Origin of the sequence: Citrobacter sp. TBCP-5362 (genome assembly GCF_005406305.1) — a bacterium.
Lineage (GTDB): Bacteria > Pseudomonadota > Gammaproteobacteria > Enterobacterales > Enterobacteriaceae > Citrobacter_B > Citrobacter_B koseri.
Window position 1 is genome coordinate 4,269,391 of sequence record NZ_CP040234.1, and the last position, 14,488, is coordinate 4,283,878.

The 14,488-nt window shown below is 54.1% G+C and carries 13 protein-coding genes and 1 riboswitch; of the genes, 10 read left to right on the forward strand and 3 right to left on the reverse strand.

The window, feature by feature from the left end; all coding sequences use genetic code 11:
- Window positions 1-8: 8 nt before the first annotated feature.
- A complete protein-coding gene (hemE, locus tag FD428_RS20270; protein ID WP_114848815.1) occupies window positions 9-1,073 on the reverse strand; it encodes a uroporphyrinogen decarboxylase in 1,065 nt (354 codons plus the stop codon).
- A 39-nt stretch (window positions 1,074-1,112) separates the two neighbouring features.
- Window positions 1,113-1,886, reverse strand: coding sequence for an NAD(+) diphosphatase (nudC, locus tag FD428_RS20275; protein ID WP_047459742.1), 774 nt, complete (start codon window positions 1,884-1,886; stop codon window positions 1,113-1,115).
- Between the two features lie 96 nt (window positions 1,887-1,982).
- Between nudC and FD428_RS20280 the strand changes: the two genes are divergently transcribed.
- From FD428_RS20280 to FD428_RS21880, 10 genes are all read left to right on the forward strand, one after another.
- Window positions 1,983-2,486 carry an Rsd/AlgQ family anti-sigma factor gene (locus FD428_RS20280; RefSeq protein ID WP_012133800.1) on the forward strand — a complete coding sequence of 168 codons (504 nt, stop codon included), beginning with the start codon at window positions 1,983-1,985 and terminating at the stop codon, window positions 2,484-2,486.
- 50 nt (window positions 2,487-2,536) lie between these two features.
- Window positions 2,537-2,646, forward strand: a riboswitch (TPP riboswitch).
- Window positions 2,647-2,731: 85 nt separating this feature from the next.
- Window positions 2,732-4,627: a phosphomethylpyrimidine synthase ThiC gene (gene thiC / locus FD428_RS20285; RefSeq protein WP_049008958.1), complete on the forward strand. Its 1,896-nt coding sequence runs from the start codon at window positions 2,732-2,734 to the stop codon at window positions 4,625-4,627.
- Window positions 4,627-5,262 carry a thiamine phosphate synthase gene (gene thiE, locus FD428_RS20290; RefSeq protein WP_114848816.1) on the forward strand — a complete coding sequence of 212 codons (636 nt, stop codon included), beginning with the start codon at window positions 4,627-4,629 and terminating at the stop codon, window positions 5,260-5,262. Before thiC ends, thiE begins: the two co-directional genes overlap by 1 nt.
- Window positions 5,255-6,013: a HesA/MoeB/ThiF family protein gene (locus FD428_RS20295; protein ID WP_058668397.1), complete on the forward strand. Its 759-nt coding sequence runs from the start codon at window positions 5,255-5,257 to the stop codon at window positions 6,011-6,013. The genes thiE and FD428_RS20295 overlap by 8 nt, the downstream gene beginning before the upstream one ends.
- Window positions 5,994-6,194 carry a sulfur carrier protein ThiS gene (thiS, locus tag FD428_RS20300; RefSeq protein WP_012133804.1) on the forward strand — a complete coding sequence of 67 codons (201 nt, stop codon included), beginning with the start codon at window positions 5,994-5,996 and terminating at the stop codon, window positions 6,192-6,194. The genes FD428_RS20295 and thiS overlap by 20 nt, the downstream gene beginning before the upstream one ends.
- A gap of 1 nt (window position 6,195) precedes the next feature.
- A complete protein-coding gene (gene thiG / locus FD428_RS20305; protein ID WP_012133805.1) occupies window positions 6,196-6,966 on the forward strand; it encodes a thiazole synthase in 771 nt (256 codons plus the stop codon).
- Window positions 6,963-8,093 (forward strand): 2-iminoacetate synthase ThiH, encoded by a 1,131-nt coding sequence (thiH, locus tag FD428_RS20310; protein ID WP_114848817.1) that lies wholly within the window; start codon window positions 6,963-6,965, stop codon window positions 8,091-8,093. The genes thiG and thiH overlap by 4 nt, the downstream gene beginning before the upstream one ends.
- Window positions 8,094-8,401: 308 nt before the next feature.
- Complete coding sequence (locus FD428_RS20320) at window positions 8,402-8,707, forward strand: PTS sugar transporter subunit IIB (RefSeq protein ID WP_012133808.1); 306 nt, start codon at window positions 8,402-8,404, stop codon at window positions 8,705-8,707.
- Window positions 8,708-8,711: 4 nt separating this feature from the next.
- Entirely contained in the window at window positions 8,712-9,029 is a 318-nt protein-coding gene (locus FD428_RS20325) for a PTS lactose/cellobiose transporter subunit IIA (protein WP_110494818.1), read from the forward strand.
- Window positions 9,030-9,248: 219 nt separating this feature from the next.
- Window positions 9,249-9,815 (forward strand): hypothetical protein, encoded by a 567-nt coding sequence (locus FD428_RS21880; protein ID WP_223849115.1) that lies wholly within the window; start codon window positions 9,249-9,251, stop codon window positions 9,813-9,815.
- A 379-nt stretch (window positions 9,816-10,194) separates the two neighbouring features.
- Here the strand turns inward: FD428_RS21880 and rpoC are convergent, their stop codons facing one another.
- Window positions 10,195-14,418, reverse strand: coding sequence for a DNA-directed RNA polymerase subunit beta' (gene rpoC / locus FD428_RS20340; protein WP_071258107.1), 4,224 nt, complete (start codon window positions 14,416-14,418; stop codon window positions 10,195-10,197).
- Window positions 14,419-14,488: the final 70 nt, after the last annotated feature.

The following is a 14,488-nucleotide window of genomic DNA, read 5'->3' on the forward strand; positions in this document are numbered from 1 at the left end:
ATGACTCCTTAGCGGTGGTACTGTTCAGACAAGCGGTGTACCGCATCAACAAATGCGCCCGCGTGCTCCGGCGGCACATCCTGGTGGATGCCGTGTCCAAGATTAAAGACGTGGCCTTCACCCTGGCCGAATCCGGCGAGAATCGTCGCCACTTCCTCTTCAATGCGCGCCGGTGGCGCATAGAGCATGGACGGGTCCATATTGCCCTGTAGCGCCACTTTATGGCCCACGCGACGGCGCGCGTCGGCAATATCGGTTGTCCAGTCGAGACCTAACGCATCACACCCGGTTTCCGCCATCGCCTCCAGCCACTGGCCGCCACCTTTGGTGAATAACGTGACCGGTACACGGCGACCGTCGTTTTCCCGCAGCAGACCATCAACGATTTTATGCATGTAATACAGCGAGAACTGCTGGTAATCGCGCCCCGTCAGCACGCCGCCCCAGGTGTCGAAAATCATGACCGACTGCGCGCCCGCTTTAATCTGCGCGTTGAGATACAGAGTGACGCTTTTCGCCAGCTTATCGAGCAGCGCATGCAGCGCCTGCGGATCGGCATACATCATTTTTTTGATGACGGTAAAGGCTTTGCTGCTGCCGCCTTCCACCATGTAAGTCGCCAGCGTCCACGGGCTGCCGGAAAAACCGATCAGCGGAACGTCACCTTTCAACTCGCGGCAAATCGTACGCACCGCGTTCATCACGTAGCCCAGTTCGTCTTCCGGGTCAGGAATCGGTAGCTTATCGACATCCGCTTTACAGGCGACTGGCGAAGTAAAGCGCGGGCCTTCCCCTGCCTCAAAATAGAGTCCCAGCCCCATCGCATCCGGGATGGTCAGAATGTCCGAGAAGAGGATCGCCGCATCAAGCGGGTAGCGCCGCAGCGGTTGTAGCGTGACTTCGCACGCCAGCTCAGCATTTTTGCACAGCGACATAAAATCGCCTGCTTGTGCGCGGGTGGCTTTGTACTCCGGCAGATAGCGGCCTGCCTGGCGCATCATCCATACCGGGGTAACATCAACGGGCTGGCGCAGCAGCGCACGCAGATAACGATCGTTCTTCAGTTCGGTCATTTTGCAGTTCCTTCATTGCGTCAGGGTGCCAGTGTACCATCACTCATACTCAGCCCGACACATTGCCACAGTATCTTCGATCAAACGACGCGCCACCGTGCCCGGCGGCGGCAATAACGGAAGATCGTCATAGCGATACCAGCCCGCCTCCAGCAACTCTTTCGGGTCGATGACAATCTCGCCGCTGTCATACTCCGCCATAAACGCCGTCATCAGCGATTGCGGGAACGGCCAGGGCTGTGAGGTCACGTAACGCAGATTTTTCACTTTGATGCCGCTCTCTTCCATCACTTCGCGCGCGACCGCCTGCTCTAAGGTCTCCCCCACTTCCACAAACCCGGCCAGCACCGTATGAACACCGTTGCGATGGCGCGTATGCTGGGCCAGTAAAATGGAATCGGCGCGCCGGATGGCGACAATAATGCAGGGAGCAATCTGCGGATAGTAACGCTCGCGGCAGTGGCTGCACAGCATCGCCCATTCGGTCTTGCTTGGGTACATGGGGTGGCCGCAGTAACCGCAGAATTTGTGCGAACGGTAAAATTCCGCCAGCTGCACGCCCCGCCCCGCCAGTTGAAACAGGCCAACGTCCCGATCGATGACCTGCCGTACCGACCCCATATCATGCCGACGATGCTGTAACACCAGCCAGACAGGCTCCCCTTCCCACTCGCCAATCAGGAGTGCGCGCTGCCCCACAAGATCGAAATTTGTCGCTTCGCCATATGGCAATTCTCCACGAGGCAACCATAATTTTTGCTCGTGACTGACGATCCACCAACCGTGATCTAATTTTTCAATAATACGATCCATAGCTCTTGCACTACCTTTGCTTCACTGGCATGTTGTTAACATTATATTTACATTTTTCAGGTGAGCAGTTTTAAATCTAAACTTGCGGAGTCAATCATGCTAAACCAGCTGGAAAGCCTGACGGAACACGTCGAAGGAAGTAATAAACTGGTTGATCGCTGGCTACATGTACGTAAGCACCTGCTCGTGGCTTACTACAATCTGGTTGGCATTAAGCCTGGCAAAGAATCGTACATGCGGCTGAATGAAAAAGCGCTGGATGATTTTTGTCAGGGCCTGGTCGACTACCTTTCCGCCGGACACTTCAGTATTTATGAACACATTATCCGAGAAATGGAAGAGGGAAACCCGCGTTCGACCGCAACGCGCCTCCATTCATTGCTGGAAGCCAATACTCAACAGATCATGGAATATTACGACTCCAGCCTGGAGAACGCGATCGATCACGATAATTATGCGGAATTTCAGCAAGTGCTCTCCGACATCGGCGAAGCGCTGGAAGCGCGGTTTACGCTGGAAGATAAACTCATCCTGCTGGCCTTCGACAATAATCTAACGCTTAATGCCCAGGATGAAAGCGGAATTGCACGGCCTGCTTGAGTTATGAATCAGTAACGAGTAATTTACATCCATTGCCCCGTCGCCGGGGTTACATCTTGTCGGAGTGCCGTGTGTGAAAACACAGGCTGAGACCGTTAATTCGGGATCCGCGGAACCTGATCAGGCTAATACCTGCGAAGGGAACAAGAGTAAACTGCTTTATGCGTCAGCCTGTACGGGCAACGCGCATCCATTACTCCATCCGTCGTCTGACAAGCCACGTCCTTCACTTTTTGGAATGAGCTATGTCTGCAACAAAATTGACTCGCCGCGAACAACGCGCCCAGGCCCAACACTTTATCGACACCCTGGAAGGCACCGCCTTTCCGAACTCAAAACGTATTTATATTACCGGCTCACAACCGGACATCCGCATTCCGATGCGTGAAATCCAGCTAAGCCCCACGCTCATCGGCGGCAGCAAAGATAATCCGCAATACGAAGAGAACGAAGCCATCCCGGTCTATGACACCTCTGGCCCCTATGGCGATCCTGATGTCGCCATTAACGTTCAGCAGGGGCTGGCAAAACTGCGTCAGCCCTGGATTGAGGCTCGTGCAGACAGCGAAGAATTGACCGACCGTAGCTCGGCGTACACCAAAGAACGTCTGGCCGATGATGGACTGGACGAGCTGCGTTTTACGGGGCTGCTCACGCCGAAGCGCGCCAAAGCGGGCAAGTGCGTAACGCAACTGCATTATGCGCGTCAGGGGATTGTAACCCCGGAAATGGAGTTCATCGCTATTCGTGAAAACATGGGTCGTGAGCGCATTCGCGGCGATGTGTTACGCCAGCAGCATCCGGGCGTTGGGTTTGGCGCGCGCCTGCCGGAAAACATCACGCCGGAATTTGTTCGTGACGAAGTGGCCGCCGGTCGCGCGATTATCCCGGCCAACATCAACCACCCGGAATCCGAACCGATGATCATCGGACGCAACTTCCTGGTGAAGGTCAACGCCAATATCGGCAACTCAGCGGTCACTTCCTCCATTGAAGAAGAGGTGGAAAAACTGGTGTGGTCAACGCGCTGGGGCGCAGATACGGTGATGGATCTCTCAACCGGTCGCTATATTCACGAAACTCGCGAGTGGATCCTGCGTAACAGCCCGGTACCGATCGGCACCGTGCCGATCTATCAGGCGCTGGAGAAAGTGAACGGGATCGCCGAAGATCTCACCTGGGAAGCCTTCCGCGACACGCTGCTGGAGCAGGCCGAGCAAGGGGTAGACTACTTCACCATCCACGCGGGCGTGCTACTGCGCTATGTGCCAATGACCGCAAAACGTCTGACCGGTATCGTCTCGCGCGGCGGTTCGATCATGGCGAAATGGTGCCTCTCTCACCATCAAGAAAACTTCCTCTACGAGCACTTCCGCGAAATCTGCGAAATCTGCGCCGCTTACGATGTCTCGCTGTCGCTGGGCGACGGCCTGCGTCCGGGATCGATTCAGGATGCGAACGACGAAGCGCAGTTTGCCGAGCTGCACACGCTGGGCGAGCTGACCAAAATTGCCTGGGAGTACGACGTGCAGGTGATGATTGAAGGCCCTGGCCACGTACCGATGCAGATGATCCGCCGTAACATGACCGAAGAGCTGGAACACTGCCACGAAGCGCCGTTCTACACCTTAGGGCCACTGACCACCGATATTGCGCCGGGCTACGACCACTTCACCTCCGGCATTGGCGCGGCAATGATTGGCTGGTTTGGCTGCGCCATGCTCTGCTACGTAACGCCAAAAGAGCACCTCGGCCTGCCGAACAAAGAGGATGTGAAACAGGGGCTGATCACCTACAAAATCGCGGCGCATGCCGCCGACCTAGCAAAAGGCCATCCTGGCGCGCAAATCCGCGATAACGCCATGTCGAAAGCCCGCTTTGAGTTCCGCTGGGAAGACCAGTTTAACCTGGCGCTTGACCCGTTCACCGCCCGCGCCTACCACGACGAAACCCTGCCGCAGGAGTCCGGTAAAGTGGCGCACTTCTGTTCCATGTGCGGCCCCAAATTCTGCTCAATGAAGATCAGCCAGGAAGTCCGCGACTACGCGGCGGCGCAGACCATCGAGGTAGGAATGGCGGATATGTCAGAAAACTTCCGCGCCAAAGGCGGTGAAATCTATCTCAGGAAGGAGGAGGCATAATGTATCAGCCCGATTTCCCGGCGGTGCCTTTCCGCCTGGGGCTTTATCCGGTCGTTGATAGCGTGCAATGGATCGAACGCTTGCTGGAAGCGGGTGTCCGCACCCTCCAGCTACGTATCAAAGACAAGCGCGACGAAGAGGTGGAGGACGATGTATCAGCCGCTATCACGCTGGGTCGCCGCTACAATGCCCGCCTGTTCATCAATGACTACTGGCGACTGGCGATCAAACACAACGCTTACGGGGTGCATCTCGGTCAGGAAGATCTGGAAACCACCGACCTGAAGGCGATTCAGGCTGCCGGGCTGCGCTTAGGCGTTTCCACCCACGATGACATGGAAATCGACATAGCGCTGGCGGCCAGACCGTCTTATATCGCACTCGGCCACGTATTCCCGACGCAAACCAAACAGATGCCGTCCGCGCCGCAAGGACTGGAGCAGCTGGCGCGCCATATTGAACGTCTTGGCGATTACCCCACCGTTGCCATCGGCGGGATCAGCCTCGAACGCGCCTCGCCGGTGCTGAAAACCGGCGTGGGCAGTATTGCCGTCGTCAGCGCCATTACCCGGGCGGAAGACTGGCGCGAAGCAACGGCGCAGTTACTGGCAATCGCGGGGGCTGGCGATGAATGATCGCGACTTTATGCGCTACAGCCGACAAATTTTGCTCGGCGATATCGCCATTGAAGGACAGCAAAAATTGCTTGCCAGCCGGGTTCTGATTGTCGGGCTGGGCGGTTTGGGTTCCCCTGCGGCGCTCTATCTGGCGGGCGCTGGCATCGGTACGCTGGTTTTAGCCGACGATGACGAAGTGCATCTGAGCAATCTGCAACGGCAAATCCTGTTCACCACAGATGATATTGCCCGCCCTAAATCCCTGGTGACAAAGCAGCGGCTGGCGCGGCTGAACCCGGATATTGAACTGCTGGCGTTACAGCAGCGCCTCACTGGCGATGCACTCCGCCATGCGGTTGAGCGCGCCGATGTGGTGCTCGACTGTACCGACAACATGGCGACCCGTCAGGAGATCAACGCCGCCTGCGTCGCGCTGGATACTCCACTCATTACCGCCAGCGCCGTCGGCTTTGGCGGCCAGTTGATGGTGCTGACGCCGCCCTGGGAACAGGGCTGCTACCGCTGCCTGTGGCCGGATGATGAAGAACCGGAACGCAACTGCCGCACGGCAGGGATCGTCGGCCCCGTTGTCGGCGTGATGGGAACATTGCAGGCGCTGGAAGCCATCAAGTTACTGAGCGGGATGGACATCCCCGGCGGCGAGTTGCGGTTATTCGATGCTAAAACCAGCCAGTGGCGCAGTCTGGCATTGCATCGCGCCAGCGGTTGTCCGGTATGCGGAGGACGTCATGCAGATTCAGTTCAATGATGAACCTATGCAATGCGCTGACGGCCTGTCCGTTATCGATCTGCTCACTCAGCTTAACCAACTGAAACCAGGGGCGGCGCTGGCGCTGAATCAACAGATCCTGCCGCGTGAACAGTGGGAACAGCAAATCGTGCAGGAAGGCGACCAGATCCTGCTTTTTCAGGTTATTGCAGGGGGTTGATATGTTACGTATTGCAGATAAAACGTTTGATTCACATCTGTTCACCGGCACGGGGAAATTTGCCTCTTCACAGCTGATGGTCGAGGCGATTCGCGCTTCCGGCAGCCAGTTGGTCACGCTGGCGATGAAACGCGTGGATTTACGCCAGCACAATGACGCGATTCTGGCGCCGCTTATTGATGCCGGGGTAACGCTGCTTCCCAATACCTCCGGTGCGAAAACAGCGGAAGAAGCCATCTTCGCCGCGCAACTGGCGCGGGAGGCCCTGGGCACACACTGGCTGAAACTGGAGATTCACCCCGACGCGCGCTGGCTGCTACCGGACCCTGTCGAAACGCTGAAAGCCGCAGAAGCGCTGGTAAAACAGGGGTTCGTCGTGCTGCCCTACTGCGGCGCCGACCCGGTGTTGTGCAAACGTCTTGAGGAGGTTGGCTGCGCCGCCGTCATGCCGCTCGGTGCGCCCATTGGTTCCAATCAGGGGCTGGAGACGCGCGCGATGCTGGAGATCATCATCCAACAGGCCACCGTTCCGGTGGTGGTCGATGCCGGGATCGGCGTTCCCAGCCACGCCACACAGGCGCTGGAAATGGGCGCCGACGCGGTACTGGTGAATACGGCGATTGCGGTAGCGGATGATCCGGTGATGATGGCGCAGGCTTTTCGCCTGGCGGTTGAAGCCGGAGTTATGGCGCGTCGGGCCGTACCCGGAACGCGCAGCAGTTACGCTCAGGCCACCAGCCCGCTCACCGGATTTCTGGAGGCTTCGGCATGAAAACGTTCACCGACCGCTGGCAACAGCTGGACTGGGACGATATTCGCCTGCGCATCAACAGCAAAACCGCCGCCGATGTGGAACGGGCGCTTAACGCCACGCAACTTAGCCGCGACGACATGATGGCGCTGCTTTCACCCGCCGCCAGCGACTATCTGGAGCCGTTGGCCCAACGTGCGCAGCGCCTTACCCGTCAGCGCTTTGGCAATACCGTCAGCTTTTATGTGCCGCTGTATCTCTCCAATCTGTGCGCCAACGACTGCACTTACTGCGGCTTTTCCATGAGTAACCGCATTAAGCGCAAGACGCTGGATGAAACAGAAATAGGCCGTGAATGCGAGGCGATTCGCGAGCTGGGTTTTGAGCATCTCCTGCTTGTCACTGGCGAGCACCAGGCCAAAGTCGGCATGGACTATTTTCGTCGTCATTTGCCCACTATCCGTCGCCAGTTTTCTTCACTCCAGATGGAAGTGCAACCGCTGGCGGAAGAAGAGTATAGCGAGTTAAAAACGCTGGGGCTTGACGGCGTGATGGTCTACCAGGAGACCTACCATGAGGCGATTTACGCACAACACCATCTGAAAGGGAAAAAGCAGGATTTCTTCTGGCGGCTGGAAACCCCGGACAGGCTGGGTCGGGCAGGTATCGACAAAATTGGTCTCGGCGCGTTGATTGGGCTGTCTGATAGCTGGCGTGTGGACTGCTACATGGTAGCCGAGCATCTGCTCTGGATGCAGAAGCATTACTGGCAGAGCCGCTACTCTATCTCCTTCCCGCGTCTGCGCCCGTGTACTGGCGGCGTCGAACCCGCCTCCATCATGGATGAGCGCCAGTTGGTGCAAACCATTTGCGCATTTCGTCTGCTGGCGCCGGAGATTGAGCTGTCGCTCTCAACGCGCGAATCGCCGTGGTTTCGCGATCACGTTATTCCTTTGGCGATTAATAACGTCAGCGCATTTTCAAAAACGCAGCCAGGCGGCTATGCCGATAATCATCCCGAGCTGGAGCAATTTTCTCCTCATGACGATCGCCGACCAGAAGCCATTGCTAATGCACTGACCGCACAGGGGTTACAGCCCGTCTGGAAAGACTGGGATAGTTATCTGGGGCGTGCTTCGCAAACATAATGCACGAATGTGACACGGCGTAATTTTTTTGCGCGCCGGTGCGTAATACAAAAAACGGGAGATTGTCGTCAGGCTCCCGTTTTTTTATGTTGTCGTGGTCGGCAGCGGACGCTGACCAGGGCGAAAAATTCCTTCCTCATTTCGCCCTGCCTTCACATCTGGTCAGACGGTCTTTGCAGACCCCATCGGATTACTGCAACCGGTTTCAGTTTTTGTGTGATGCTTTACACACATTCACTTTAAGACGGTTGTTCTCCCCCCGGCCACAGGCTAAAGATGAAGAACCAAGGGAACCGTGAGAGCCGATTATGAAGAATATCGTTTTATGCTGTGCCGCCGGGATGTCCACCAGCATGCTGGTGCAACGGATGAAAGACGCCGCGCAGAAGAAAGGGGTTGAAGTCAGTATCAAAGCTGTTCCGGTGGCTGAATTTAAAGAAAACATCGCCACTGCGGATATTGTTTTGCTTGGCCCTCAGGTCAAGTATGAACAGGCGAAATTGCAGGCGCTTGCCGACCCCTTAGGTAAAAAGGTCGCGGTTATCGACATGATGGATTACGGCATGATGAAAGGCGATGCCGTGCTGGAAAAAGCCCTCAAGCTCATGGAGTAATAGCATGGAAGAGTTAGAGACGATCATCATGGAGCTGCTGGTCAACGCAGGCGCAGCCCGTAGTTCGGCACTGACCGCACTGCAACTGGCGCGAAAAGGCGATTTTGCTGGCGCCGAGAAAGCGATGGAAGAGTCGCACGAGTTTGTCAAACTGGCACACGGCATCCAGACAAAGCTGATTGGGATTGATGAAGGAACCGGAAAACTGCCTGTTAATCTGATCACCGTTCATTCCCAGGATCATCTGATGAACGCGATGGTTATTCAGGATCTGGCCGGGGATATGATTGAGTTGTACAGACGATTGTCGCTGGTAAAATAAACTAATATTTATTGCCCGGTAGCGCAGGCTACCGGGCCTGGTATTAGCTCAGCACGAAAGAATAATCATATTATTCTTTTATCAGTAACCATCCAGAACATTCATATTATAAATATGATATTTTTCCTGATAAAAAATATCCGAAAGAGAACTGTAATAATTAACTGACGTCCTTTATCATAGCGTAGATAAATAAACGCTTGACTGCAAGGACAGAACATGAGTCATTTCAAAGGTACAGATATATATTTTATAAAAGAGCTGATCTATAGCAAAGGCGGCTTACCCACCATTGCAAATACTATTGGCCCTACAGGAATACAGGTATTAAAACAGGTTTATCATTTAATGTGTGAACAGCAGGCTTTTTATAATGGAAAACCATTGGATTATAATCAGTTAAATTTATGGGATAAATTTAGAATCACACTTGGACTTAATATTACAGAAAAAACTGAAGCTAATGGCAAAACAACTTTTAACTTCGAATATTGTGGATTTACTACTTTTATCACTCCGGTTGATGGTTTTGGCAGGATGTTGCCAAAGTGGTTCTCGAAAAAACATAATACAAGCGTCCCAACCCCCTATACATTCGGCCGGGATCCTATTCCTAGTATAAATCTTTATCGTAATACAAAAGCAAAATTCTTTATGGCTAACGGTGGTGATAGTGTTCCTTGTGCAATGGAAAAATATAACGCAAAATCAGGACAATTAGTTTATATCGCCAATGAAAATGAATTTTTATATATGATGCGAGAAACAAGAGACATGAAAAAATAACTCAGTTATTTATCAGATTTATAATTACAGATATGATTAAAAGCCAACATGGTATTGAAAAATAAAATACTTCTTTTTTATCTATACTGACTTTTACTCTGTAAATAACGATAGTAACAATGATAATAAGAAAAGAATAGATAAATATCAACAATGGCTTATGTTCAAATATACTCAATGACAAAAACAATAAAAAACCAGAGAGAAGTGTTGAAATTCTAACTTTTCTGGTAAATACGAAAAACCCAAACACTAAATAGAGTAATGAAATAATCGCAGGCATTTCTCTTTCCCTGTAGACAAACAACCTGATGTGCGGACTCCGGCACAATGCTGGTGGAGAAGTGTTTTTAAACACACCTCCCCACCAGTTTAACGATTACTCGTTGTCGGAACCGCCCAGGCCTGCGTTCAGCAGTTCTGCCAGGCTGGCAGACGCATCTTCAGCAGTCACCTGCGGTGCAGCCGGGAGTTCACCCGCAGCACGGCGGCGCATACGATCCTGGTGGTACGCATAACCGGTACCTGCCGGGATCAGACGACCCACGATAACGTTCTCTTTCAGGCCACGCAGTTCGTCGCGTTTACCCGCAACGGCTGCTTCGGTCAGGACACGCGTGGTCTCCTGGAACGATGCCGCAGAGATGAAGGACTCGGTTGCCAGAGACGCTTTGGTGATACCCAGCAGATCGCGGGAGAACGTTGCACCCACTTTGCCGTTCGCTTCCAGGTCGCGGTTAGCGATCTTGACGCGGGAGTATTCAACCTGCTCGCCTTCCAGGAAGTCGGAGCTACCTGCGTTTTCGATGGTGGCTTTACGCAGCATCTGACGAACGATAACTTCGATGTGTTTATCGTTAATCTTAACGCCCTGCAGACGGTATACGTCCTGTACTTCGTTAACGATGTAACGAGTAACAGCATGAACACCACGCAGACGCAGAATGTCGTGCGGCGCTTCCGGGCCATCGGAAACCACGTCACCACGTTCTACACGTTCACCTTCGAACACGTTGAGCTGACGCCATTTCGGAATCATCTCTTCGTACGGCTCGCTACCGTCTACCGGGGTGATAACCAGACGACGTTTACCTTTGGTTTCTTTACCGAAGGAAATGATGCCGCTGATTTCAGCCAGGATTGCCGGCTCTTTCGGACGACGCGCTTCGAACAGGTCAGCAACGCGCGGCAGACCACCGGTAATATCCTTGGTACCGCCGGATTCCTGCGGAACACGCGCCAGGGTGTCACCAGAACTGATCTGTACGCCATCTTCCAGCTGAACAATCGCTTTACCCGGCAGGAAGTACTGCGCAGGCATATCGGTGCCAGGAATCAGAACGTCGTTACCCTGAGCATCAACGATTTTCAGCGCCGGACGCAGGTCTTTACCACCCGTAGTACGCTCTGCGGAATCCAGAACCACCAGAGAAGACAGACCGGTCAGCTCGTCAGTCTGACGAGTAATGGTCTGGCCGTCGATCATGTCAGTGAAGCGGACGAAACCACTTACTTCGGTGATAACCGGCATGGTGTGCGGGTCCCAGTTTGCAACGGTTTCGCCGCCGGCAACCTGCTCACCATCACCTTTCGCCATAACAGAGCCGTAAGGCACTTTATAGCTCTCTTTGGTACGACCGAATTCGTCGATCAGTTTCAGCTCGGTGTTACGGGAGGTGATAACCAGTTTACCGCTGGAGTTCACAACCGACTTCGCATTGCTCAGACGGATGCTACCTTTGTTTTTCACCTGGATGCTGGATTCAGCAGCCGCACGAGATGCCGCACCACCGATGTGGAACGTACGCATCGTCAGCTGTGTACCCGGCTCACCGATGGACTGTGCCGCGATAACGCCGATAGCTTCACCTTTGTTGATGATGTGGCCACGCGCCAGGTCACGACCGTAGCAGTGCGCACATACACCAAAGTCGGTGTCACAGGATACAACGGAACGCACTTTAACGGCGTCAACAGAGTTCTCTTCCAGCAGGTCACACCACTGTTCGTGCAGCAGCGTGTTGCGCGGAACCAGAATATCTGCGGTGCCCGGCTTCAGTACGTCTTCAGCAGTCACACGACCCAGTACGCGATCGCGCAGCGGCTCTTTAACGTCGCCACCCTCGATAACCGGAGTCATCAGGATACCTTCGTGAGTGCCGCAGTCGTCTTCAGTCACCACCAGATCCTGCGCAACGTCAACCAGACGACGAGTCAGGTAACCGGAGTTCGCTGTTTTCAGTGCGGTATCCGCCAGACCTTTACGCGCACCGTGAGTGGAGATGAAGTACTGGAGTACGTTCAGACCTTCACGGAAGTTCGCGGTGATTGGCGTTTCGATGATGGAGCCATCTGGCTTCGCCATCAGACCACGCATACCAGCAAGCTGACGAATCTGTGCCGCAGAACCACGCGCACCGGAGTCGGCCATCATGTAGATGCTGTTGAAGGAAACCTGCTGCTCTTCCTGACCGTCACGGTTAATCACGGTTTCGGTCTGTAGGTTGTCCATCATCGCCTTGGATACACGATCGTTCGCCGCAGCCCAGATATCGATAACTTTGTTATAGCGTTCGCCCGCTGTTACCAGACCAGACTGGAACTGTTCCTGGATCTCAGCAACTTCGGCTTCCGCTTCGGAGATGATCTCGTGTTTCTTCTCCGGGATAACCATATCGTCGATACCAACGGATGCACCTGAACGCGCTGCATAAGCAAAGCCGGTGTACATCGTCTGGTCCGCAAAAATAACGGTCGGTTTCAGGCCCAGAATACGGTAGCAGGTGTTCAGCATTTTAGAGATGGCTTTCTTACCCAGCGCCTGGTTGACGATGGAGAAAGGCAGACCTTTCGGTACGATCATCCACAGAATGGCACGGCCGATGGTCGTGTCTTTCAGGCTGGTTTTCGCCACGAATTCGCCGTTAGCATCTTTTTCGTATTCGGTGATACGCACTTTAACGCGCGCATGCAGAGAGGCCAGGCCAGCGCGATAAATACGCTCAGCTTCTTTCGGGCCAGTCAGCACCATGCCTTCGCCTTTGGCGTTAACACAGTCACGGGTCATGTAGTACAGACCCAATACAACGTCCTGAGACGGAACGATGATAGGTTCGCCGTTCGCCGGAGACAGGATGTTGTTGGTAGACATCATCAGCGCACGCGCTTCCAGCTGGGCTTCCAGCGTCAGCGGTACGTGAACAGCCATCTGGTCACCATCGAAGTCGGCGTTATATGCCGCACAAACCAGCGGGTGCAGCTGGATAGCTTTACCTTCGATCAGTACCGGTTCAAATGCCTGGATACCCAAACGGTGCAGTGTTGGCGCACGGTTCAGCAGTACCGGGTGTTCGCGGATAACTTCGTCCAGGATATCCCACACGACAGCTTCTTCACGCTCAACCATTTTCTTCGCGGCTTTGATGGTGGTGGCGAGGCCACGCAGTTCCAGCTTGCCGTAGATGAACGGTTTGAACAGCTCCAGCGCCATTTTCTTCGGCAGACCGCACTGATGCAGACGCAGGTACGGACCTACGGTAATGACAGAACGACCGGAGTAGTCAACACGCTTACCGAGCAGGTTCTGACGGAAACGACCCTGTTTACCTTTGATCATGTCGGCCAAAGATTTCAGAGGACGTTTGTTAGAACCGGTGATCGCACGACCGCGACGACCGTTATCCAGCAGGGCGTCAACCGCTTCCTGCAACATACGTTTTTCGTTACGTACGATGATGTCCGGCGCAGCCAGATCCAGCAGACGTTTCAGACGGTTGTTACGGTTGATCACGCGACGATACAGATCGTTCAGATCCGACGTTGCGAAACGACCACCATCCAGCGGAACCAGCGGACGCAGATCTGGCGGCAGAACCGGCAGAACGGTCAGGATCATCCACTCTGGTTTGTTACCAGACTGAACGAACGCTTCCAGCAGTTTGATACGCTTGGTCAGCTTTTTACGCTTGGTTTCGGAGTTGGTTTCGTTCAGCTCTTCGCGCAGAGTTTCACACTCTTGCTCCAGATCCATGCTCTTCAGCAGGGCCTGAATAGCTTCCGCACCCATCTTCGCGTCGAATTCGTCACCGAACTCTTCCAGCGCGTCCAGATACTGTTCTTCAGTCAGGATCTGCTGGCGTTCCAGGTTAGTCATACCGCCTTCGATAACCACATAGGATTCGAAGTACAGCACGCGTTCGATATCGCGCAGCGGCATATCGAGCAGCAGGCCGATACGAGACGGCAGAGATTTCAGGAACCAGATGTGAGCAGTTGGGGACGCCAGCTCGATGTGGCCCATACGCTCACGGCGTACTTTAGTCTGGGTCACTTCAACGCCGCACTTCTCACAGATCACACCACGGTGTTTCAGGCGCTTGTACTTACCGCACAGGCACTCGTAATCTTTTACCGGCCCGAAGATACGGGCGCAGAAAAGGCCGTCACGCTCAGGCTTGAACGTACGGTAGTTGATGGTTTCCGGCTTTTTAACTTCACCGAAAGACCATGAACGGATCATGTCTGGCGAAGCCAGAGCAATTTTGATCGCATCAAACTCTTCGGTTTTAGTTTGCGCTTTCAGAAACTTTAATAAGTCTTTCACGGATTTGCTCCCGTCGGAGTTAGCACATTCCGCTGCCGGGTATTACCCCGGCAGCAGTGACCTGTTTGAG